Annotated in this window: 17 protein-coding genes; 9 read left to right on the top strand and 8 right to left on the bottom strand. The window is 64.7% G+C overall.

Translation table 11 applies throughout. The features are described 5' to 3' along the window. The first annotated feature begins 11 nt into the window (after positions 1-11). The 3 genes from rhaB (at position 12) to Pan44_RS02660 (ending at position 3,019) form a co-directional block, all read left to right on the top strand. Positions 12-1,490 (top strand): rhamnulokinase, encoded by a 1,479-nt coding sequence (gene rhaB, locus Pan44_RS02670; RefSeq protein ID WP_145026973.1) that lies wholly within the window; start codon positions 12-14, stop codon positions 1,488-1,490. Between the two features lie 168 nt (positions 1,491-1,658). Continuing rightward, the gene (locus Pan44_RS02665) at positions 1,659-1,862 is read left to right on the top strand and encodes a hypothetical protein (RefSeq protein WP_145026971.1); all 204 of its coding nucleotides are present in this window, start codon (positions 1,659-1,661) and stop codon (positions 1,860-1,862) included. Between the two features lie 179 nt (positions 1,863-2,041). After that, positions 2,042-3,019: a hypothetical protein gene (locus Pan44_RS02660; RefSeq protein ID WP_145026969.1), complete on the top strand. Its 978-nt coding sequence runs from the start codon at positions 2,042-2,044 to the stop codon at positions 3,017-3,019. A gap of 27 nt (positions 3,020-3,046) precedes the next feature. Here the strand turns inward: Pan44_RS02660 and Pan44_RS02655 are convergent, their stop codons facing one another. Beyond that, a complete protein-coding gene (locus tag Pan44_RS02655) occupies positions 3,047-3,616 on the bottom strand; it encodes a DJ-1/PfpI family protein (protein WP_145026967.1) in 570 nt (189 codons plus the stop codon). Positions 3,617-3,874: 258 nt separating this feature from the next. Here Pan44_RS02655 and Pan44_RS02650 point away from each other — a divergent pair, with 258 nt between their 5' ends. The 3 genes from Pan44_RS02650 to Pan44_RS02640 all read left to right on the top strand — a co-directional run bounded on the left by Pan44_RS02650 (position 3,875) and on the right by Pan44_RS02640 (position 6,875). Further along, on the top strand, positions 3,875-5,542 hold the full coding sequence (locus Pan44_RS02650) for a fatty acid CoA ligase family protein (protein WP_145026965.1): 1,668 nt from the start codon (positions 3,875-3,877) through the stop codon (positions 5,540-5,542). A gap of 88 nt (positions 5,543-5,630) precedes the next feature. After that, the gene (locus tag Pan44_RS02645; protein ID WP_145026963.1) at positions 5,631-6,275 is read left to right on the top strand and encodes a hypothetical protein; all 645 of its coding nucleotides are present in this window, start codon (positions 5,631-5,633) and stop codon (positions 6,273-6,275) included. 120 nt (positions 6,276-6,395) lie between these two features. Continuing rightward, positions 6,396-6,875, top strand: coding sequence for a transposase (locus Pan44_RS02640; RefSeq protein WP_145026961.1), 480 nt, complete (start codon positions 6,396-6,398; stop codon positions 6,873-6,875). A gap of 123 nt (positions 6,876-6,998) precedes the next feature. On the opposite strand, the gene Pan44_RS02635 is transcribed toward Pan44_RS02640, so the two are convergent. The 6 genes from Pan44_RS02635 to Pan44_RS02610 form a co-directional block, all read right to left on the bottom strand. Next, positions 6,999-8,132 carry a hypothetical protein gene (locus tag Pan44_RS02635; protein WP_145026959.1) on the bottom strand — a complete coding sequence of 378 codons (1,134 nt, stop codon included), beginning with the start codon at positions 8,130-8,132 and terminating at the stop codon, positions 6,999-7,001. A 123-nt stretch (positions 8,133-8,255) separates the two neighbouring features. After that, a complete protein-coding gene (locus tag Pan44_RS02630; protein ID WP_197453782.1) occupies positions 8,256-9,899 on the bottom strand; it encodes a sensor histidine kinase in 1,644 nt (547 codons plus the stop codon). Positions 9,900-10,246: 347 nt separating this feature from the next. After that, complete coding sequence (holA, locus tag Pan44_RS02625; protein WP_145026955.1) at positions 10,247-11,248, bottom strand: DNA polymerase III subunit delta; 1,002 nt, start codon at positions 11,246-11,248, stop codon at positions 10,247-10,249. Between the two features lie 467 nt (positions 11,249-11,715). Next, the gene (locus tag Pan44_RS02620) at positions 11,716-12,279 is read right to left on the bottom strand and encodes a YqgE/AlgH family protein (protein WP_145026953.1); all 564 of its coding nucleotides are present in this window, start codon (positions 12,277-12,279) and stop codon (positions 11,716-11,718) included. Positions 12,280-12,461: 182 nt separating this feature from the next. Then, positions 12,462-13,457: a hypothetical protein gene (locus tag Pan44_RS02615; RefSeq protein ID WP_145026951.1), complete on the bottom strand. Its 996-nt coding sequence runs from the start codon at positions 13,455-13,457 to the stop codon at positions 12,462-12,464. Next, entirely contained in the window at positions 13,454-13,978 is a 525-nt protein-coding gene (locus Pan44_RS02610; protein ID WP_145026949.1) for a hypothetical protein, read from the bottom strand. The genes Pan44_RS02615 and Pan44_RS02610 overlap by 4 nt, the downstream gene beginning before the upstream one ends. Before the next feature lie 175 nt (positions 13,979-14,153). Between Pan44_RS02610 and Pan44_RS02605 the strand changes: the two genes are divergently transcribed. Together Pan44_RS02605 and Pan44_RS02600 are read left to right on the top strand one after the other, a co-directional pair. After that, complete coding sequence (locus Pan44_RS02605; RefSeq protein WP_145026947.1) at positions 14,154-16,508, top strand: FAD-dependent oxidoreductase; 2,355 nt, start codon at positions 14,154-14,156, stop codon at positions 16,506-16,508. Positions 16,509-16,744: 236 nt separating this feature from the next. Further along, the gene (locus Pan44_RS02600) at positions 16,745-19,813 is read left to right on the top strand and encodes a PVC-type heme-binding CxxCH protein (protein WP_145026945.1); all 3,069 of its coding nucleotides are present in this window, start codon (positions 16,745-16,747) and stop codon (positions 19,811-19,813) included. Positions 19,814-19,836: 23 nt separating this feature from the next. Here Pan44_RS02600 and Pan44_RS02595 read toward each other — a convergent pair whose 3' ends face one another. Further along, complete coding sequence (locus Pan44_RS02595; RefSeq protein WP_145026943.1) at positions 19,837-21,522, bottom strand: DUF4147 domain-containing protein; 1,686 nt, start codon at positions 21,520-21,522, stop codon at positions 19,837-19,839. Between the two features lie 183 nt (positions 21,523-21,705). On the opposite strand from Pan44_RS02595, the gene Pan44_RS02590 reads away from it, so the two are divergent. Next, a complete protein-coding gene (locus tag Pan44_RS02590; protein ID WP_145026941.1) occupies positions 21,706-23,490 on the top strand; it encodes an adenylate/guanylate cyclase domain-containing protein in 1,785 nt (594 codons plus the stop codon). Positions 23,491-23,553: the final 63 nt, after the last annotated feature.

Raw genomic sequence — 23,553 nt, 5'->3', positions numbered from 1 at the left:
GGAGCGCTCCGATGGCGGATCGTGTGTTTCTCGCAGTCGACCTTGGCGCCGAATCAGGCCGGGTGATCAGCGGAAAGTTTGACGGACGTCGGGTGCGCCTGGACGACGTGCACCGCTTTTCCAACAACCTCGTCCCGGTCGCCGGCACGCGGCGGTGGGATGTGCTGCGGATCTGGACCGACATCCTGGATGGCCTCGCAAAGGCCGCCCAGCAGGATGGCCCGGACGTGGCTTCGATCGGCGTCGACACGTGGGGCGTCGATTATGTCCTGCTGAACAAGAACAACGAGATCCTCGGCCAGCCGTACAACTACCGCGATCCACGCACGAAAGGGTTGATGGACAGCGCGTTCACGCGCGTTCCGAAGCGCGAGATCTTCGCGACGACGGGCCTGCAGTTCATGGAGATCAACACGCTGTATCAGCTGATCGCGATGCAGCTCAAAGACCCTTCACTGCTGGCTCAGGCCGACCGCTTCCTGATGATGCCCGACTTCTTCCACTGGCTGCTGTGCGGAAGCCGCGTGGTGGAATTTACGAACGCGACGACGACGCAGTTTCTCAACGCAACCGAACGGACGTGGGCGACCGACCTCCTGCGTCGGTTCGAGATCCCGACGAACATCTTCCCGCAGATCGTTGCTCCGGGGACGAACCTGGGAATCCTTCGGGAAGAGGTGGCCCAGCGGACGGGACTGTCGCGCGTGCCGATTGTCGCCCCGGCCACGCACGACACAGCCGCGGCCGTCGCCGCCGTTCCGACTGGTAATACGGGGAAGGCGAACTGGGCCTATATCAGCTCGGGAACATGGTCGCTGATCGGCGTCGAGGTGCAGCAGGCCGTGCTTACGGAGAAGGCCCTAGCGCTCAACGTTACCAATGAAGGCGGCGTCGACGGAACTTACCGGCTGCTGAAGAACGTGATGGGCCTGTGGATCGTGCAGGAGTGCCGGCGGTCGTTCGAGCGCCGCGGGAATCCGCTCGATTACGGCGTCCTCACGAAGCTGGCCTCCGAGGCCGAGCCGTTCCGGTCGCTGGTCGACCCGAACGACCCGACGTTCCTCAGCCCTGGCGACATGTCGACGGCGCTGCAGGATTACTGCCGCTCGCGCAAGCAGCCGGTCCCCGACAGCGAAGGCCGGCTGATCCGCTGCGCGCTGGAGAGCCTGGCGCTCAAGTATCGCCAGGTCCTGCGGGGCATCGAATCGCTCACCAACGAAAAGGTGGAAGTGCTGCACGTCGTCGGCGGCGGATCGAAGAACGACCTGCTGAACCAGTTCACGGCGGACGCCTGCGGCATTCCGGTGATCGCGGGCCCGACGGAAGGGACGGCCCTGGGGAACGTGCTGCTGCAGGCCCGGGCGGCCGGGGAAATTGGAACGCTGGCCGACCTGCGGACCGTGGTCCGCGAATCGAGCGAGCTGAAGACGTTCGAACCGAAGAACGCCGCCCGGTGGGACGAGGCGTATTCGCGATTCGAAAAGCTCTGACCGCCGCGGCAGTTCGCTGCCCGACGATTCCACCGGCGGGACCGGCGCAAACGGACATCGCCCGTTCGCTCTGTAGGGGCTGCAACGCCATCGGCAATTCCCGCTTCAGCGACGACCGCGCGGTTGCCGAACCAAACAGCATCCCCCGGAAGTGACGGAGACGCCGCGATGCTCAACTCCCTGACCGATGACCAGGTCGTGCAACTGGCCTGCCTCGGAACGCTGGTGTTTGCCGTCGGGCTGACGTCGCTGAGCTACTGGCTCGGCAGCGCCCGCAAGGACGCGATGATCCGCTCGAGCAGCCGCGAAAAACTGACCGCCCACCTGCTGGCCGCCAAGACGACCGCCAGCGTGAACCGGAAAGCCGCCTGAAACAACGTTGCCCGTTCGGAGTCCGTGGCCTTCGGGTCTGATGGGCTCTTCAAGGGTGACCCTGAGCACCCCGGCTGCCGCAAGGCACCGGGGTGCTTTGTTTTTTGTGAGTGGTCGAGGACCGCTTCCTCTCGCTGGCCATTGCCGAGCCCCCGGGCGATGATGTTTCCGGAGGGCTCATGTTTCACATCCACATTCTCTTCGCCGCCCTATTTCTGTTGCTGGCGTCACAACGCTCCTTCGCTCAGGAAGCGGCAGACACGCGCCTCGTGAAAGAGGTGGTCGAACTGATGGCCGCCCGCGCCAAGGCAGTGTCGAGCATACACATCATCGCAGACCACCTGAGCCTCTCGAGTTCATCTGCGGCGCCGCTGACTCTCGAGGAATTCCGCAGGACCTTCTTTCAGTATGCCGCGACTTCCGGAATGGAGCGGGACCGGGCCACATTGTATCGATCGCTGTTGCGACAGGGTGACCCCGCGCGGGGAGTGCGGTCGGTCGAGTTCTACCGGGACGGTCCCCGCACGGCGGAATTCTCCAAGACCGACAACTTCGTCACGGACGAACGAGCGACCGTCTGGTTTGTTTCGAGTGAAGGGCGCATCCAGGCGAACATCTGGGAACCTCATCGGTCGACGATCGCTTCGCTGGGACTCAGCACGTTTTCACACGAACTGGGGATCAAATCTCCCGAGACCGCTTTCAAGGTGGTGATGCATGCCGCTACCGACGACACCGGGCATATCGTCTTGAAATGGCGGGAAGACACGACGGATGTCGTCTACGAATTCTCCCGTGAAGACGGGATCATGCGATCGATGCAGGCATCGTCACCCGGATTCGAGACCCTGACGATCCAGGCTGGCCGCTATGTGTCACCTGAAGGCATTCCGTTCCCGCTGGTCAGTGGCCGCCTCTCATTCCGCGACGGCGGGGTGCGTTCAGTGCAAGTCGTGGCGCCGCGGCTGGTCGAGGTCAACCGGCCAGTTTCACCAGAGACTTTCCGCGTCGCCGCGGAACGCGGCTCCGTCATCGTGGATGAGCGAGAAAAGCGAAGAGTTTCCGCCGCTGGCCAGACCGAAGACATCGTCGGTCTGGCCAACTCCGCCCGGGAAGCCGACAAGGCAAAGGCCGCCGGACTTCGTGTTCAGGAATAACCGCCAGCCATCAAGAGTCGTAGCCGGCTATTTCTTCGCTTTCTCCCGCGCCGCAATCAGCATCTTGATCCACGGCCCGATGTAGCTGCCGTGGTCGTGATAGGTCCGGCCGCTCACGAGATTGCCGTCAATCACGCAGGGCTCGTTGACATACGTCCCGCCGCAGATCTCCAGTTCGAATTTGCACTTGGCGACGGTGGCCATCTTCCGCCCGCGAACCCGGTCCGCCCGGGCGGGAATCTCGACGCCGTGACAGACGCTCGCGATCGGCTTGTTCGTGTCGAAGAAATGCTGCGTGATGCGGATCAGGTCTTTGTCTTCGCGGATGTACTCCGGGGCGCGGCCTCCACTGAAGAAGATGCCGACGTATTCCTCTTCGCGGATGTCCTTGAAGGCGATGTCGGCGTCGATCGTGTAGCCTTCCCACTCCTTCGTGATCGTCCAGCCCGGGCGAACCTGGTGCATCACCATCTGGTACGTGCGTTTCTCGGGCGCCGCGACGACCGGCTGAAAGCCATCCTCCTGCAGACGAAAGATCGGATAGAGCGTGTCGACGGTTTCGGTGGCATCGCCGACGATAATGAGCACTTTGTTCATGAGCAGTTTTCTGGTGGAGGACAGCGTTCAGACCGGGACCGCTAATCTAGCCTGCCGCGGGTTCGGTCGCGCGTCATCGCTCCCGCAAAGGGAAGAGAAGGGAACCACCAGGACACAAAGGGACGAAGGACTTTGCTTCAGTTCTCGCTGGAGTCACGAACGCGGGATCAGGACTGAAGCCTCGCAAACATCAACGGGTCGTGGCCGATCCCCGGTGTCTTTGGGCCCTGGTGGTTCAAACAGGTTTGAGGTCCGGCGATGAGCGGCAACATTGCGGATCGGTTGCGGGAGTCGGCCGTTGCCTGGCCGGAGCGGGCGGCCGTCATCGACCAACGTGAAAACCGCCGAACATTCGCCGAGCTGGATCGCGAGGTGGACCAGCTCGTCGCGGGTTTGCAGTCGCTGGGACTCACACCCGGCCGGCGAATCGTCCTGATGGTGCGGCCCGGGATCGAGTTCATTGCGCTGACGTTCGCGCTCTTCCGGGCGGGTGCGATTGTCATCCTGATCGACCCGGGGATGGGCCGGACGAACATCTTCCGGTGTCTGGAGGAGGTTGAGCCGGAAGGCTTCGTGGCGATTCCGGTCGTGCAGCTGATCCGCTGGTGGAAGCGGCGGGAGAAGGTCTTTCGCTCCGCACGGCTCAACGTGACCGTCGGTATGCGGATCCCCGGTTTCGGCCCCACGTATGGCGACATCCTCAAACTCGGAGGCGTTCACCCTCCGAAGCCGGTCAGCGTTGCCGGCAGTGATCCCGCAGCGGTCATTTTCACCAGCGGCAGCACCGGCCCGCCGAAGGGGGTGGCCTACGAGCACGGCATGTTCGGCGCCCAGGTCGAGTTGATCCAGCGGCAGTACGGCATCGAACCGGGGGAAGTCGACCTGCCCGGGTTTCCTCTCTTCGGCCTGTTCAACGCGGCGATGGGTGTGACCACGGTCGTCCCCGACATGAATCCAACCAGGCCGGCCCAGGTCGATCCGGTGAAGATCCTGCGAGCTATCGAGCGGCATGGCGTCACGCAGGCGTTCGGTTCGCCGGCGTTCTGGAACCGTGTGGGTCGCTACTGCGACGAACATCGCATCACGCTGCCAACGATCCGCCGCGCGCTCTCCGCCGGCGGACCTGTGCCGAACCATGTTCTCGAGCGAATGGCACGTGTGCTCAACGGGCCGAATGCCGACCTGTTTACTCCCTACGGGGCGACGGAGAGCCTGCCCGCTGCCTCGATCGGGGGACGCGAAGTTCTGTCCTCAACCGCGGCACGCACGCGTAAGGGGGCCGGAACGTGCGTCGGCCGGCCGTTCCCTGAGATCGAGATCCGCATCATTCGGATCACCGACGGTCCCGTCGCGGCGCTCGACGTTGCGGAGGCCTGCGGTCCCGGGGAGATTGGCGAGATCATCGTTCGCGGACGTTCCGTCACGCGCGAGTACTTTCGACGGCCCGAGGCGACGGCCGTCGCGAAGATCGCCGATCCGCGTTCATTCCCCGGAGATGACCGCCCGAGCGTGTGGCATCGCATCGGAGACGTCGGCTACATCGATGGCGAGGGCCTGCTGTGGTTCTGCGGGCGGAAGGCGCACATCGTCCACACGCGTTTGGGCTCGATGTACTCCGTCTGCTGCGAAGCGATCTTCGAAACGCATCCGCATGTTTACCGGGCCGCGCTGGTGGGGATCGGGGATGTGAGCGATGAAGCGCCGGTGATCGTCATTGAACCGGAGGCGGGGAAGTTTCCGGAGACGCCCGCGGCCGTCGCGGCGTTTCGCGACGAACTTCTGCGGCTGGGAGCCGGGTCACCGCTGACGTCGTGCATCCGCGAGGTGATGTTCCACCGGTCGCTACCGGTGGACACGCGGCACAACGTGAAAATTCAGCGGGAGGCGCTGAAGGAGTGGGCGGCGGCCGTGAGCGGTCGGCGCTAGCCGCCGGTCCAAGGGTTACCAGCGCTCGACTTCGCGCTTCAAACGCTGATTGAGTTGTGGACGTATTACCTCTGCAACGGGAGATTGCATGTCCGAGCAGACAGCCCCTCCGCGGCGATTTCGTGTCTCAATTGCGTCCCTACTGGTCGTCAACGCGATCATCTCCCTGCAGGCCGCACTTTTCCTGCCCGCGGTCGATGTGGCCCGAGTACGCCGTGGCGAGGCGCCTCTTCTGCCTCCGGCCATCTCATCGATTCAGTCCGACCATCCCTGGTGGTTCCTCGCATGCATTCCCATCCTCACGACAACCTTGCTCGCTTTCGTGAGTGGCCTCATGCGGGCGATTCTCCCTGTTCGCGTACGACGGCACGTCGTCTGGAGGCAACCTCCAACGGAGCCATCACCGCCGCTTGATCTCGTCAACGAAGGGCGGACATCGGCGGCATCGCTCCTGATCGCTGGTCTTTCGACGTTGCTGCTCGTCATCGTGGCGTTTCATGCCCGCTCCGATCGAACGAACCGCCGGCCCAGCGTGACCTGGGTTGGCCCTCTCGCTGACTATGTGCTGCAAGCCACGCTGGCCGGAGTCTGCCTTTCAGGCATCGCACTCGTTCTCGGCTGTTATGCGTTTGCAAGGACGACACACCGGATTCTGGGGTTCATTGGCGCGTTCATCGCAGGCCTCAATCTGTTCGGATGCTGCGGGTTCTATGCCGCGCTCTACGAAGATTGACGGCAGCGAACACCAGCGTCCCGATTGCAGCCGTGAGCGGTCGGCGCTAGCCAACGCGGCATGCCCCGTGAGCGGCAAGGCGCTAGCCGCCGGTCGACGACACCTGCAAACTGTGCTTCCATGTCCGACTACCCGCTCGCCTACTTCATCACCTGGACGACCCATGGCACCTGGTTGCCGGGCGACATCCGTGGCTGGCGAAAAGCGCGGGCAGGAGAACAACCAGCACAACCATCGCTCGCCGCCTGGTGCCGCGAACGCCTCAAGGGACAGCCGATCGTTCTGATTTCCTCACAACGTCGGAGAGTTGAGGAAGTCTGTCGGCGACATGCCGAGATTCGATGCTGGGCAATGCACGCCATCTCTGTTCGGTCCAATCATGTCCATATCGCTGTCACAGCCCAGGCCAATCCGAAGATCGTCCGTGATCAGTTCAAAGCCAATGCGACTCGAGTCTTGAGACAGCTGCCGGATGCGATCGAAGCGGAGTCGATCTGGGCCAAGGGAGGCGACATCGAGTTCATTGACCGAGACGACGATCTGGCGAACGTGGTTCTCTATATCAACGAGGCGCAGGATCGGAAGGGGCGAGACACATGAACCGGCGCCCGGCGGGATGCCCGACCGGCGGCTAGCGCCTTGCCGCTCACTCAATGCCGGCGCGCATAAAACCACGCGGCTCATTGCTGAACCGCGTGGAGTCGCCGCTCGAATTGTCTGCTCTCAGTTCGTCGATGCCAGCGGCGTTTCGATGGCGGGCAGCATCCGGAACTTCAAGTTCTTCGCCATCGCTCCGTCCGACTGCAGGACGTACAGCTGGGACAGCTGCGGCTGGGTGAGGCCGACGGACGGCAACCTGACGATGACCGAATCCGCATTCCATTCCAGCACCTCGGCCTGCATGCCGACGCCATTGATTTCGACGGCGACCATCCCTTTTGTCGGGCCGAGTCCGGGAACCTGCATCCTGAACGTCGCGTTGGACGGAATCTCAGGGAGCGTCTCTCCCGCCTGGACGAGGCTGATCTGTTCGATGGCGACCGGCTGATCGACGTAGGTCCAGCTTCCATTCAGGAACACCGTGCCGCAGTAGGGCTGCGTGTAGACCGGAGGGCAATACCAGCCGAGGGTGTAGTGAGGCCACCACCAGTGTCCGTGGTGGTGATGGTGATGTCCGTGGTGATGGCCGTGGCCATGTCCATTTCCGTGGCCATGTCCGCCGCCGTTTCCGTTCCCACCGCCACCATTTCCACCGCCACCATTTCCGCCGCCACCGTTTCCGCCACCGCCGTTTCCGCCGCCGGGGGGCTTACCGCCGTTGCCGGGATCCAGGATCGGGGGTTTCCCGCCCGGGAAGGGATCGAAGATCGGGGGCTTCTTCGGAGGCTTCCCGCCACCGTTGCCGGGGTCGAGGACTGGGGGTTTGCCGCCGGGGAAGGGATTAAAGATCGGAGGCTTCTTCGGGGGCTTGCCGCCGCCGTTGCCCGGATCAATCACCGGAGGCTTGCCGCCGGGGAAGGGCTTGATGACGGGAGGCTTCGACCCGCCGGGGAGCGAGTTGCCGGGGAGTTTCACGATCGGGCCGATTTTCGTTCCGACCTTGTCGAAGCGCCCGGAGGAGCTGTTGTTGACGACCGGGGTCTTCAGGACCTGGCTTTTCATCGAGCCGCCGTTGAACCGCGGGGTCGAGGGCATCGACTTCATCGACGGGCCGCTGCCCCGCGAAGTCATGCCGCCGCGATTCATGGAGCTGCGGGAACCGGAGTTTCCGGACGGGCCGGCCGCATCGGTCGGCCTGGGTGAGAACAGGCCGAGTACTGCGACCGCGGCCCATGCCATTCTGGTGATGCGTTGCATCTCCGTCTCTCCTCGTAGTGAGGCTTGAAGTGGTTGGTCTTCCGGGCGATCAGGCTCGGAACACCCTTCAAGGCGACACGGCGGAGAATGCGTTACAGCGGAATCGTGTGCTTTGATGGCCGATCAGGCGGCGCGGCGGGCTTCGACGGCCCGGGCGGCGTTTTCACTGGCCGGGAGCCGGATGCGGAACGTGCTCCCCTGCCCCGGCCCGGCGCTGTGGGCTTCAAGGGCCCCCTGATGCTTTTCGATGATCGCGTGCGAGATGGAGAGGCCGAGGCCGGTACCGGCTCCCGGGCCCTTGGTGCTGAAAAAGGGATCGAAGATGTGCTCGATCGTCTCGGCGCTCATGCCGGACCCGGTGTCGGTGAAGCAGACGTCGACGGCGTCGGGCGTGGACGAGACGCGGATATCGAGCCGGCCCCCTTCGGGAGTCGCCTGGAGCGCGTTCGCGACGAGGTTGAGGATCACCTGCTTGATCTCAGGTCCGTTGCACCAGGCGCGGACCGGATCCTGTCGATTCACTTCCACGGCGCGACCGGAATACTGCCGCATATGGCGGAACATGCCGACGACTTCGCTGACGATGGCGGTGATGTCGTAGAGCGCCCGCTCTCCTTCGCGGCCGCGGGCGAAGTCGAGCAGCTTGGTCGTGATGGCGCGGCAGCGCTTGGACTCGCTGACGATCATCGCGAGATACTCGCGGACGATTTCGGCGTCATCGGGCGGGAGCTTCGAGGCGGCGTCGGTGAGCCGCCAGGTCAGTCCGTCGGCGGCTCCGACGATGGCCGTCAGCGGGTTATTGATTTCGTGGGCGACGCTGGTCGCCAGGAGGCCGATGCCGGCGAGTCGCTCTGAACGAACCCGCTGCTTTGAACGATCCTCGACTTCCTGTTCGCGATCATCGTCGGCGCATTTCCCGCGTTCGCAGATGGCCGACAGCGAACCGAACATCTGGACGAGTTCGGGAGCGCCGCGGGGCTTGATGATTTCTCCATAGCGGCGGCTGGCGATGCGGTCGATCAGCTTCCGCATGATTTCGAGCGGACGCCAGACGGAGCGATCGAAGATGTAGAAGAGCAGCAGGGCGGCCACGGCGCCGCCGATGGCGAAGGCGATCGCGCATCGCCAGGCGGCGACGACGCGAAGCTGGGCCTCGTGGTGGTAGTCGGACAGGCGGGCGGAGGGATCGGGCTTTTCGCTGATCCCCTGAATCATCTCGATGACGATCTGGCGATAGGAAGCCAGGGTCGTGGAGCGGCGAGTCAAGGGGCCGTGGGGGTGATGCCGCGGGGCCTCGGAGGCATCACCGGCGATCGGGCTGATGTCGGCCAGGACGTCGATATCGCTGAGGCGGCGGAAGTCGAGGTCGAGCCGTCCGAAGATCGCCTTGATGACGGGATCGTCCTGATCGAGGCGGCGGCGGCGGGGGCTGAGCGCCAGGCAGCGATCCTGCTGGTCCTTGATGAGCTTCTTGACGGTCTGAAGCTCTTCTTCAAATCGGCGGGAATGGTTCAGCGCGCGGATCGCGGCTTCGGCGTCGGTGATGTCGCGGGCATCGTCATCCTGCAGGAGCGGAAAGAGCCGCCAGAGCGCGGCAATCAGATCGCTGCGACGGGGCGCACGCTGGATCGCCAGTTCCAGGGCGGACACGGTCTGTTGATGCGCGTTGGCCTGCCAGGCAAAGGCGGCCGTCGCCGCACAGCCGATCGCGAGCACAACGAGCGGAAATCCCCACCGCCCGGTTCGAAGTGAGCAGACACGCTTCACGGAATCGCCTCCCTGCATTCCTGAGCGAAAAGAATAGGCAATTTCTGCCGGTCGGGAAACGCTGCTTCCCGAGTGAGTCTCCGGGTAAGTCGCGGTCGGTGCACTTCGCGGCGGCGAGCGAGCGAGGCGCGCGCTTTGATGTGTGGTTGCGTACTTCTCGCCCATTTTCCCCCATCCCCATACCAGCACAGCAGCTGCGCGCCCGGACCGGCCCATCCGCGAGTCCGGCAGGCGGGGTTGCGGGATGCAACGGGATGGCCGTGAAGACGTTGGTGGTTCCTCCACCTGTCGCGGGCGGTTGCGCACGGAGCGGCGGAAGACCCGTCCGCTCACTCAGGCGCGCGGGCCTATCGCGTCTCAACACCTGCCAGCCAGAGGAGTAACAGCTCCATCTGCAGGCGTTCAGTGAGGGGGCTTCCTCCCTTGAGGTCGGAATCGGCCTTGAGCAGCCGGGCGAGAATTTTCTCGGCCCGGGGGCGTCTGACCCGGCGGAGATAGCGTTCCGCCTTTTCAATGTCGCGAAAGAAAACGCCGGCGTCCTTGAGGGCGGCGGGGAGAGGAACGCCCTCCCGCGAGCGTTCGGTGGCGTCACCCAGCTTGCGGAAGACGAAACTGATACCGCCGAGGAGCCTGGGGCCGGCCTCGCCGGCGGTCAGCAGCTTTTCGAGGCAGCTGAGGGCGGAGCCCGGATCGCCGTCGCGGACGGCGTCGAGCATCGTCCAGGTGGTTTCGGCCTTCCAGCCGCCCACCATCTGCCGGACATCCTCGGGAGTGATCCGCGGACGATCGCCGACGTACGACGCGAGCTTCCCGAGTTCCTGTTCGAGCAGTCCGAGGCCGGAGCCGGCGAGTTCGACCATCAGCGCGGCGGCGTCGCGCGAGAGCTGCTTGCCGTATTCCGACTCGGCCGACTCGACGAGCCAGCCGGTGAGCCTCGGTCCGGCGAGTTCGCTGCAATCGATCTCGAGCCCGAGTTCGTCCAGTTTTTTGGCGAGACGGGTGTTCTTCTTCCAGGATTTCAGGTCGAGGACGAAGGTCGATTTCTTCGACGGCTTCTCGATGTAGCTTTCGAGCTGGCCGCGGTGCTTCGTGACGAAGTCGTCGGCGTCCTCGACGACGACGAGGCGTCGGGAGGTGAACATGGAAACGGTCGCGAGTTCATCGCGGACACGGGCCCAGTCGACATCCCCCTCGAGCCGCACCAGGCTGGTTTCGTCGGCGTCTTCACCGAGCACGATCTTGGAGACGGCAGCCAACGACGAAGCCTTGAGCGTACTCTCACCGCCATGAAGGACGATGAAGGCCGCCTGCTGGGGGGCCGGCTTGCGAAGGAACTCAACCGCGTGCATGGGGAGACCGTAGCGCACGGGCGGGTTCGCAGCAAGAAAGGAGCTGTGGATCAGAGACCGCTCGGGGGAGGAACCACGGAACACACGGAAGAAACGGAAAAGGGTCGAGTGTGGGGCGGGGAGCCGAAGAGAGTGTGGGGCTGGTTGGACCGTGGGTCGGGACGAACCACGGATCGCACGGATGGGATGCGCCCGGGGGGCGTCCGATGCCGAGCGTGCCGCGGGGGAGGAACCACGGAACACGCGGAAGAAACGGAAAAGGGGCGGGGGCGGGGCGGAGGAAGAGCGGGCGTCGCTGGACCGTGGGTGGCTGGGAACCACGGATCAGACGGATTGCACGGATCGAAGACAGCTGGGGGAAGGAGCCGTGGAGGAGATGGACGTTCCGGAGTGACGCTGGCCTGGGGCCTTTGACTTTCCGTGTGTTCCGTCGTTCCCACGACGCGGCTTCGGCGCGGCGGAAGCGCTCAGTTCCACTCGGGACTGACTTCGGGATGCGGGAGGAGGCGATGCCGGGCGTAGACGGCGTTCACCTGCTCTTCCCAGACGGAGTAGGGGTCGTCGTGAAAAACGACCTCTTCAGTGGCGGGGTTGAGCAGCCAGTCGCCGCGGCCCATCTCGCCTTCGAGCTGTCCCGGGCCCCAGCCTGCGCAGCCCTTGTAGATGCGATAGCGGACGGGGATGTCGTCGTCGGCGCCGCGGACGATTCTCTCGAACGTCTCGGCGCTCGAGGCGACGTAGATTCCCGGGACGATCTCCGGCTCATCGGGATTGTCGACGCCGCCATCGTGGACGATGAACAGGGCGGCGGGTTCGACGGGCCCGCCGAGGTAGACCACATCTTCGGTTTCCGGGAGGTCGAAGTGGCCGGCGAGAGTTTCCGAAACGGTCTCGTCGCTGGGGCGATTGACGATGACTCCCATGGCTCCCTGTTCGTTGTGCTCGACGATCAGCACGACCGACTTGAAGAAGTTGTCGTCACGCAAGCGGTAACCGGCGATCAGAAACTGGCCTTTGAGAGATTCGCTCATCGTCTTTCCATGTTTTCGCCAAACCGGCCTGCGTATGCGGGCTCATTATACGTGCTGCAGGGAGCCGTGTGACCGGGGAAATGATTCCTGGCAGCGGCGGGCCAGAGATGTGGCGAATTCCAGGGGTTCGCGCCGTTTGCACGGCTCATAGAGCCGTGGCACGCGCGGCCTGCCTCCACCCGCTATTTCCCGATGCGATCCGGAAAGACGGGGAGTCGGTCGTAGCGCTCCCTCCGGTACCGCAGGCGCCAGAGATCGATTTTCTCGACGACGTCCCTGCTCTCGAGCGGATGACTGATCCGGACGTCGTGGGTGGGGGTCGGCTGGCTGGCGTTGAACGACTCGGTCGTGCCGTCTTTCAGGTGCGTAAAGAAGTCGTATTCGACGAGGTCGGTCTGCGAACGATCGATCGACAGTGCGACGGCCGGAAGGATCTTGCGGCCACTCGGGCTCTCGGCCGCGGCGCGCGTCCAATAGAGCCGCACACCCGGGGCGACGTCGACGGGGGCATCGGGGAGGGGCGACACGGACTTGAATACGTCCCCTTCCTCGATCGGGACACGGACCTCGACACTGATCTCAGAAGGCCACTTCGCGACGGCCTTCTGAGAGGGGACGAGCTGGGCGAGAGCCAGCCGCCCTGCGGAGGAGCCCTCCTGGGCGGCAAGGGTTTCAACGCGGGCGGTTCCGACGACAAGTCCCGGCGTCAGCCGCTGGGAGTTCGTCGCCCGCGCATCAATCCGAAACACGAGGTGCAACGGGTGGAGGCCTTCGGATTCGACGAACTCCGGGGCCCCGAACCCGGGGAGTTCTTTCGTGATCGCGGCGACTTCCTCGGCCGGGAGCGGACTGCCATCGGGCCGCCAGGCGACCACGGGACCCGGAGCGGGCTGTTCGGTTTCCGGCCTCGGGGAAGCCCAGGCGATGGCGATGAGTTCGGGGCGCGTGAACTGCGCAGACTTCTCGAGCGACGAACCGGGATTCGCCGGCGGCGCTGGCTCATCAGCCGGCAACAATGAACTGAAGTTCGCGATCAGGAAGCCGACCGCCACCATCAACCGCCCCGTGAACATCTTCCAGCACTCCGTTTCCTGTCGTCGTTGGCAGGCCGTGACGTCCTCGGGATTCGATGCCACCGACCTGCGCGATGGCGCTGTTGAGATGCAGGTCCGGTTCATGGATCGCCGTCACAGCGGACGAGGCCCGTCCTGACAAACTGGCGATAGCGCTCGACGCCGAGCGCCGTGGGTTCATCATGTTCCTGGATGATGATCTTGAAATCCTCCGTCTTTGGAACGCCGTCGAACAGGCCTGCGTTTTCCAGTCGTTGAATCGCTTCGCAGGCGATCCGGAGGAGTCCGCGCTGGGAGTCCTGTTCGTCGGTGATGTCGTCCCGATGGGTGGAAAACCAGTCCTCCCACGATTTCCAGTGCGCGGAAAACGCCTGTGAATGGTCGTCGCTCAGGACCCAGTCGGTCGAAATCGGCCAGTCTCCAATATTGTCCAAGGCGTCAGCGTCCAGCTTGTGAGCCGCCGATTCGGGCAGCAGGTAGAGGCCGGCCGATCCGTAGTACGCATCGATATGCAGCCCCAGGCCGGCGATGCGCTCGCCCGCGGCCTTGCGCACCTGGAGCGGGAGCGCATCCCGGATCGCGTTCATCAGCGAATCGCGAATTTCCGCCCAGGGGAGTTCGGGCATTGGCGTTGCGAGCAAGGTGGACCGGGACGGAATCAGCTTACCAGACGGCCGAAGAGTCCGCCCACGGCGTCTCGACGCCGGCGGCCAGTTGACTTCTCGGATCGGACGACCGATGTTGGACGGTCCCGCTGCGCGAATCAGTGCTCGCTGGCGGTTCAAACCACGGAATCAGCTCATGGCTCGCGCGCTCGCTCTGTTTCTGTCGCTGGTGTTCCTCACCGTCGCCCCGCGGGCACGGGCCGGGGAGGTGTTCCTCGAAACGGAGTCGTTCGCCGATCCGGGTGGCTGGTCGCTCGACACTTCGTTCACGCATGTCGTCGGTTCGCCCTACCTGCTCGCGCATGGTCTGGGGCAGCCGGTGAAGGACGCGACGACGAAGTTCACCGTCAAAGACGCCGGTGAATACTCCCTGTGGGCGCGGACGAAGGACTGGGTCGCCGCCTGGAAGGCGCCGGGCACTCCGGGACGTTTTCAGATCGTGGTGAACGGCGAGGCGGTCAAAACCGAGTTCGGAACCGAAGGGGCCGACTGGCATTGGCAGGCGGGCGGCAAGGTGACGCTGAAGGCGGGAGAAAACACGATCGCGCTGCGGGACCTCACCGGTTTCGACGGGCGTTGTGACGCGATTTACCTGTCGACGGCGGGGTCGCCGCCGCCGGAGAAGAAGGAGGAGCTGGCTGCGGCGCGGAAGAAGTGGCTCGGGCTGGCGGATGGGCCGATCGACGCGGGGGAGTTTGACCTCGTGGTGATCGGCGGCGGCTACAGCGGACTCGGCGCGGCAATCTCGGGCGCGCGGCAGGGCCTGAAGGTCGCGCTGATCCAGGACCGGCTGGTTCTTGGCGGCAACGGCAGCAGCGAAATCCGGGTATGGGCGAACGGCGGAACGATGCGGGGGAAGTATCCGCATCTCGGGGAGATCATCGAAGAATTCGCCGACCACGCACCGGACAGCCCGGGGCTGGCGGAACACTATGGCGACGCCCTGAAGGAGGCGGTCGTCCGGCGCGAGAAGAACATCTCGCTGTTCCTGGGGCAGTTCGCGCACAGCGTGAAGCAGGATCCGCAGACGAAGATGATCCAGTCAGTGCAGGCGCTGGACGTCCGCACGAGCGAGGAGCGGATCTTCCGGGGAAAGTTCTTCTGCGACGCCACGGGGCATGCGTTCATCGGAGCGGCGGCGGGCGCTTACTACCTGCAGGAGATCAAGGGCCGGATGGGCATGTCGAACATGTTCTACTGGCAGCACGAGGATTCGCCGCAGGCCTGGCCGGAAACGCCGTGGGCGCTGGCGATGGATCCGGGCGACTTCCCGAAGCAGCAGGCGAGCCGATCGCAGCTGGACGGCAAGCCGTTCATGAAGGGGGAATGGTTCTGGGAGTCGGGGTTCGACAAGGACCCGATCAACGACCTGGAGCTGATCCGCGACTGGAACTTCCGGGCGGTGTTCGGCGCGTTCTCTGCGCTGAAGCACGGGCCTGAGAAAGAGAAGCATGCCAATGCGGCGATGAAATGGGTCGCCTCGGTCGGCGGCACCCGGGAATCGCGGATGCTCGAAGGGGACATCCTGCTGACGCGGGAAGACATCGTCGCCAAGCGGGAGTTCCCGGACGGCACGGTGCCGACGACGTGGGACATCGACCTGCACTATCCAAAGGAAATGTACGCAAAGAAGTTCGCGGACAACCCGTTCATTTCGAGGGCGGAGTTCGGGGCGGGAGTCGATCGCCAGCAGGGTTATCCGATTCCGTATCGCTGCTTCTATTCGAAGAACATTCCGAACCTGTTCATGGCGGGGCGGTGCATCAGCGTGAACCATGATGCGCTGGGGACGATTCGCGTGATGCGGACGTGCGGCATGATGGGGGAAGTGGTGGGCAAGGCGGCGTACCTGTGCGTGAAGAACGGGACGTCGCCGCGCGGCGTGTATGAGAAATACCTGGGTGACCTGCTGGAGTTGTGCAGGCAGCCGGGGGCAATGCGGCGCGACTCGCTGGAGGGTCCGCTGTACCGGGACACGGCATCGCCGGCCGTGTCACCCTATCTCAACAAGAGCGCGGATACGGTGGTCGGCGTGCCGGCGGGATCCCAGAAGCCGCGCGTGCCGGGGATCTCGGTGGCTTCGCTGCCGGGGATCGTCGTGGATGACACGCAGGCGAAGCTCAAGGGAACATGGGGCGCGAACGGCAGCCTGAATCCGTACGTGGGGACGGGCTACCGCTATGCCGGTCCGGGGGCGAACGCGACGGCGCGGTTTGACTTCCGGGTTCCGGCCGCAGGGAAGTACCAGGTGCGGATCGCGTGGATCGGCCACGAGAACCGGGCGTCGAAGGCGCCGGTGAGCATCGAGCGGGCGGGACAGGCCCCGATGAAACTGCGGCTGAACCAGAAGGAGAGCCCGAAGGAAGGGGAAGCGTTCCACACGATCGGGGTGTTCGACTTCTCGGCCGGAGATGCGGCGATCGTGTTCAGCACGGAAGGGGCCGACGGGAACGTGCACGTGGACGCGGTGCAGCTGATCGAACAGCGCTGATGTCTGACAAGGTCGACGATGCTGGTCTGCCCCTTAACGGAAGAGCTTGAACAGATGGCAAGCCAGGAACGGAGAAGAGCAATGGCGTGTTCACCCTGCCTTGCTGATCTGCGAATCGGGATCTGTATTCTTTGAGGCATGGTCCTTCCTCTCGTGGAGTCCTGCTTTCGACGAAGAGTTGAGCCGGAATCTTCGAAGTAGAGGTGACATTGCCCGTCTCAGAAGTGAGTGGTGTCATGGATGCGATTGGTGGGTCGAAGCCGACTCTGATGGCGCTGGCGGTCCTGGTCGTCGCGCTAAGTTGCGATGTCGGCAGGTCGGCGGAGAACCCGATCTACAACAGCGAGACCGATCTCTCGACGCAGGCCCTTCCTCCCGAAGAAGCGGCCAAGGCGTTCCAGGTGCCGGAGGGATTCAAAGTCCAGGTGTTCGCGGCGGAGCCGGACGTTCAGAACCCGATCGCGATGTCGTGGGATGGCCGGGGCCGGCTGTGGATCGCGGAGAACTACACCTACGCGGAGCGGGGGAAGAAGTTCGACCTTTCGCTGCGGGACCGCATCCTGATTTTCTCCGACACCGATGGCGACGGGAAACACGATGAGCGGAAGGTGTTCACGGACGACGTGCAGATGCTCACGGGCGTCGAAGTCGGCACGGACGGCATCTGGGTGATGGCGCCGCCGCGTCTGCTGTTCATTCCGGACAGGAACCGGGATGACATTCCAGACGGGCCGGCCATCACGATGCTGGACGGCTTCGATCCGCCGGCCGAGAACTACCACAACTTTGCGAACGGCATCAAATTCGGCCCGGATGGCTGGCTGTACGGGCGCTGCGGGGCATCGGCGCCGGGGCAGCTGGGGAAGCCGGGGACGCCGGCGGAGGAACGGATTCCGTTGCGTGGCGGAATCTGGCGGTATCACCCGGCGCGGGAAACGGTGGAAGTGCTGTGCTACGGCACGACGAATCCGTGGGGGCATGACTGGAACGCGCAGGGAGAACTGTTCTTCATCAACACGGTGAACGGGCATCTGTGGCACGTCATTCCCGGGGCCCATTTCGTGCGGGCGCATACGATCGACCCGAATCCGCGCGCGTATCAACTGATCGACACGCACGCCGACCACTACCACTGGGACAACTCCAAGGACTGGACCGATTCGCGGGGCGCGAAGGGAAAGCATGACGACCTGGGGGGCGGACATGCGCACATCGGCTGCATGATCTACCAGGGAGACAACTGGCCCGAGCAGTACCGGGGCAAGCTGATGACTCTGAACCAGCACGGCCGGCGGGTGAACGTCGACCGGCTGGAGCGGGAGGGGAGCGGCTACGAGGCGCGTCACGAGCCGGACATTCTGAAATCGGCGGATCCGTGGTTCCGCGGGATCGAGCTGTCGTCCGGGCCGGATGGCGGGGTGTACATCCTCGACTGGAGCGACACGGGGGAGTGCCACGAACAGACGGGGGTGCATCGCACGAGCGGACGGATTTACAAGGTGACGTATGGTGATCCCAAACCGCTCAAGCCGTTCGACTATGCGAAGATGACCGCCGACGAGCTTGTGGAGGCGCATCGGCATCCGAACGAGTGGCATGTCCGACAGGCACGGCGGGAAGTGATCCGCCGGGCGGAGCAGGATCCGGAGGATCTCGAGTCGATCGCGGCGTCTTTGCGGACGCTGCTGCTCGAACAATCGAATCCCTTGGACGAACTGCGGGCGGGGCTGACGTTGTTCTGCACGGGACGGATGCGGCGGTCGGTGTTCGCGACCTTCGCGATCTCGAAAGACGAGGCGCTGCGGGCCTGGGCCTGCCGGATGGCCGTCGATTCGCTGCCGATCGACACGGTCACCGGGCCAGGGAAACAGACCGCCCTGAACCTGGACGGAGCGGCCCATTACGAGATGCCGCTGGCGGCGCAGGATTCGTCGGGCCTCGTGCGGCTGGCGGCCGCGTCGTCGTTGCAGCGTCTTCCCCTGGAAATCCGGTTTCCGATTGCGGCGACGCTCGCCGCGCACGCGTCGACGGACGGCGACCACAATCTTCCCTTGATGATCTGGTACGGGATCAGCCCGCTGGCGGAGTCGGACCCGGAAGAGATGGCCGATTTCGTCACGGTATGCCAGGTCCCGCTGCTGCGACAGTTCGCGGCGCGGGCGGTGGCTGAAAAGATGGACCACGCGCCGCGGGCGATGAACCACCTGTTGTATGTGGCGCGGCACCTGAGCCCGGCGGCACAGAACGATGTGATCCAGGGGATTTCGGCCGGGCTGGCGGGCTGGCAGCGGGCGACGCCCCCGGCGCAGTGGGCGCCGTTCGTGGCGGTCGCTGCGAGCCGGATCGATGAGCCGGCGCGGTTGAAGCTCAACGAGCTGAACGCCCTGTTCGGGGACGGCCGTGCACTCGAGGAAGTGCGGCGGCTGGCGCTCGACGGCAAGGCGGAGATGCCGCGGCGGCTGTCGGCGCTGCAGTCACTGATCCAGCAGAAGGATCCGGAACTGCGGGCCGTGTGCGAGAAGCTGCTCGAGACGCGATTCCTGAACACACATGCCGCGAGGGGCCTGTCGACGTTCGACGATCCAGCGATCGGCGCCGCGCTCGTGAAGTCGTATCGGAAGTTCCACCCGACGGAACGGCCGGCGGTTGTCGACGCGCTGGTCTCACGGGCCTCGTTTGTTCCGGCCCTGCTGGAGCAGATCGAAAAGGGAACGATTCCGAAAAGCGATCTGTCGGCGTCGCAGGCGCGGCAGGTGGTGAGCCTGGGGCGCGAGGAACTGACGGAGCGGCTGACGAAGGCGTGGGGCGACATTCGCGAATCGTCGGCCGAGGCGCAATCGGACATTGCCCGCTGGAAGAATGAGCTGACTCCGCCGGTGATCGCGAACAGCGACATGGGCCAGGGGCGTCTGGTGTTCAACAAGGTGTGTGGAAACTGCCATCGCCTGCATGGCCAGGGGGCGGAGATCGGGCCGGACCTGACGGGTTCCGGGCGACACAACCTCGACTACCTGCTGGGAAACATCATCGCGCCGGCGGACGTGGTTCCCATCGATTACCGGCTGTCGGTCGTGGCACTCGTCGATGGACGCGTGCTGAACGGGATCAAGGTGGCCGAGACGGACCGCACGATCACGCTGCAGATGGCGAATGCCCGGTCGACGATCGAGAAATCGGAGATCGAGGCGATGAAGGCTTCGACGCTGTCGCTGATGCCGGATGGGCTCTTGAAGACGCTGAGCGATGAGGAGGTGAAGAACCTGATCGCGTACCTGCAGCATCCGACTCAGGTGCCGCTGCCGTAGACGTCCGCCCGGCGGAGCCGGCCCTACGGCGAGGAGATGTTCGGGGCGGATTCGGAGCGGCGGTGCTGGACGAGGGCGACGCGGACGTCCATGACGTTCGTGTGGGTGGGCCCGGTCTTCAGCAGGCCGCCGCACTGCTCGAAGAACGTGTAGGAATTGTTGATGGCGAGGTCGTGAAAGGGATTGAGTCCGAGCGAGCGGGCGCGCTGCAGGATGTCGTCATCGAGGAGCGCTCCGGCGGCGTCGGTCGGGCCGTCTTCTCCATCGGTTCCTCCGGAGAGGATGGCGATGCCGTCGGCCCCGGTGTGCTCGTAGACCTCGCGGCCGTCCTCCCGAATCCTGAGTCGCAGCACGCCGGTTTCGACGAGCAACGGGAGAATCCGCTCGATGGAACCGGGACTGACCCGACGACCGACCGGACTCTCTTTCAGCTTCGCGACGAGCTGCTCTTCATCAAAGCCCTGCGTGAGCGCAAACACCTCTTCGACGAGCTTCAGGCGCTCGCGGGTGATCTTGAACCCGGAGGGAGCGAGCAGTTCGCAGACCTTTTCGATCGTCGCCACATTGAGACCATCGATGATCGACCAGAGCTCGCACATCGCGGCGAGCACGAGTTCCTGGTTGCGGCCTCCTTTTCGCGGCTCATCCGTTTCGGCCAGGGAGACGACCGGTTCGCCGCCGGAGAGCAGGCAGGTGATCCGCGATTCGGCGAGCGGCTCGCTGAACGAGTCGCGGAGGATGCGGCAGTCGTGGGCGAGACTCCGTCCGACATCGCTGGCGACTCCCGGCTGATCGACGCCGACGATGCGGACATCATCGATTCCGATGGCGCGGGCCTCTTCGGCGCAGGCGTGAATGGCCGCGGCATTGTTTCCGATGATGTAGTTCTCGATGGACGCGGTCGACGAGTCTGCGGCCGGGGGCTCGCGGAGGAGTGTTTCGACGCGGGCGTGGATGGAGGCGGCGATCTTCGACCGATCGGGGTCGAACGTCGCCAGGACATCGGCAGCCGCGGCGGCATCGAGCGGGGAGAGAACGGTCGGCCCTGAGGCGATCACATCGAGCGGATCGCCAATGACGTCGGAGATGATGAGCGCCACCAGATGTCCGGCGGTGCAGGCCCGGGCCAGTCCGCCTCCCTTGATACGTGAGATGGCTGTCCGCAGTGCGTTGAGCTGGTGGATCGTGGCCCCCGCGCGAGAGAGGAAACGCGTGGCGGTGAGCTTTTCTTCAAGGGTGATGCCTTTCACGGGTGCGGGAAGCAGGGCGCTGCCGCCGCCGGAGATCAGCACGAGGCAGAGGTCTTCCGGCTTGAGCGATGCGGCCTGACGCAGAATCTCGCCCGCGCCTTCGACGCCAGCCATGGTCGGCTCGTTCACTCCGGCGGGCCGGGCGGCGTGCAGGCGAATTCTCGAAAGAGGCCGGACGCAGTCTTCGGGGACGTTCACCCAGCCGGTGAGGCGTTCCTCCCAGGGGGAGCCGGCGAGGGCGGCTTCGACGCCTGCGGCCATTCCGGCGCCGGCCTTGCCAGCCCCGAGGACACAGACGCGGCCGGTTACACCGAGGGTGAAGCGGTGACCGGAGATGACGAGGGAGTCGGCATCGACTGTGACGTGGTTCTGGACGAGATGCTGCGCATCGACCGCTTGAACTCCGGCCTTCCAGATGCGAACAGCGAGTTCGCGCAGCGAAGCATCCGATGCGGACATGGCGGTCAGTGATTCGGACTTCCGACCTGTCGGGCGGCCGGGGGGCGGCAGGCCCGCACCAGTCACGAGCCGTCTGTTCGTCAGGCGGCATCGGGCCGACCTGGAGGCGATGTTAGACGAACTTGACCGGGATGTTGATACTTTCCGTGACTTCCCGGCCGATCACTCTTCGCGAACTCCGATATGTGGCAACTCGTGGCACACGGCCCCAATCCTTCGCAGCGTCTGCGTCAGGCGCTCGAGCCGGGGAAGACGTTGCGCCTGGGGCGGAGTCCCGAGGTGGACCTCCCGATTCCGTGGGAGCCGGTGCTGTCGCGCGATCACCTGACGATCAACGTCGGAACAGCTTCGCTGAAACTTCACAAACGTCCTTCGGCCGCCAACCCGGTGTTCATGAACGGCCGGCCGGTCGAGGAAGCAGTCCTCACGGCGGGAGACACGTTCGTCATCGGTGAGACGACGTTCCACGTCGGCCAGGCGGATGTGCCGTCGCCGACGCCGGCCGACCTGCCGGTGGAAGAGGTGATCTTCTCGCGGCAGGACCTGAGGCGGATCCAGTATCGCGACGCCGACAAGCGGATGGACGTCCTGTCGTCGCTGCCGGAACTGATCAGCGGATCGCACAACGAGTCGGCGCTCTGGAGCCGGCTGTCGCACCTGTTGCTGACCGGGATCCGGAATGCCGAGGCGGTGGCGGTCGTGGAGCTGAACGACGAGGGCAAGGTCGGCATCCGGCATTGGGAGCGGCGTCGGGAGACCTCGGGGTCGTTCCGTCCGAGTCACCGTCTGATCGTGGAAGCGTTGACGCAGCAGCGTTCGGCACTGCATGCCTGGCAGCGGAGAAACCCGTCGACGGAGGACTATACGGTCTCTTCCGATTCGGACTGGGCGTTCTGCACGCCGATCGAGGGACAGCCCGTGCGGCGGGGGCTGTATGTCGCGGGACAGATCGACCAGATGCATTCCATCGCCGAATCGCTGCGGCCGGAAGGGATGCACCTGCAGGCCGACGTGAAGTTCACGGAGCTGGTGGCGGACGTCATCGGTTCGGTCGAGCGTGTGAACCGGCTGGAGTCGAACCTGTCGGTGCTCCGGCAGTTCCTCTCTCCGCCGGTGCTGCAGGCGCTGGAGAGATCAGACACGGGAGGGCTGAATGTCGACCTGCTGGAGCCGCGGGAATGTCATGTGACCGTCCTGTTCTGTGACGTGCGGGGTTTCAGCCAGCGGGCGGAGGAAGCGGCGGGCGATTTGAAGTCGCTGCTCAACGAACTGCGGATGGCGCTGGAGCTGATGACGCAGGAGATCCTGCATCACGGAGGGGTCACGGGCGAGTTTCTGGGGGACGCCGCGCTGGGATTCTGGGGCTGGCCGTTCGGATCGGAAGAAGCTCCGCTCAACGCGTGCCGGGCGGCGCTCGGCATCCGGCGGCGGCTTTCGGCGCTGCGTCAGGACCCGGACCACCCGCTGGCCGACGTGGACGTCGGCATCGGAATCGCCCAGGGGCCGGCCGTGGCCGGGAAGATCGGAACGAGCGACCGAATGACGGTGACGGTTTTCGGGCCAGTCGTGAACCTGGCCAGTCGACTGGAAACGATGACCAAGCAGCTGCGGGTCCCGATCCTGCTCGACGAGGCGACGGCGGACGTCGTGCGCCGGCGACTGAGCACGACTGAAGGCCGCCTGCGAAAGCTGGCGCGGGTCCAACCGTATGGAATGGAAACGCCGTTGACCGTGAGCGAGCTGCTGTTGCCGATGAGCGGCGGAGAGGAGCTGACGGACGCTCATCTGGAGCTGTATGAACAGGGAGTCGAGCATTTCCTCGCCGGCCGATGGCAAGAGGCGTATCGCTGCCTGCATGCCATGCCCTCTTCGGACCGGGCGCCCGACTTCCTGCTTCCGCGCCTGGCACAGCACAACCGCCATGCCCCGCCCGGCTGGACGGGAGTGATCGAACTGCCGGAGAAATGAGATTCACACGGGGTGACGGTCGGAGCGGACACACTTCCCCGAAATTGTCACCCGTTGCTTCGC

Origin of the sequence: Caulifigura coniformis (assembly GCF_007745175.1) — a bacterium.
GTDB classification, from domain to species: Bacteria; Planctomycetota; Planctomycetia; order Planctomycetales; family Planctomycetaceae; genus Caulifigura; species Caulifigura coniformis.
This window is presented reverse-complemented; position numbering and strand designations above follow the sequence as displayed.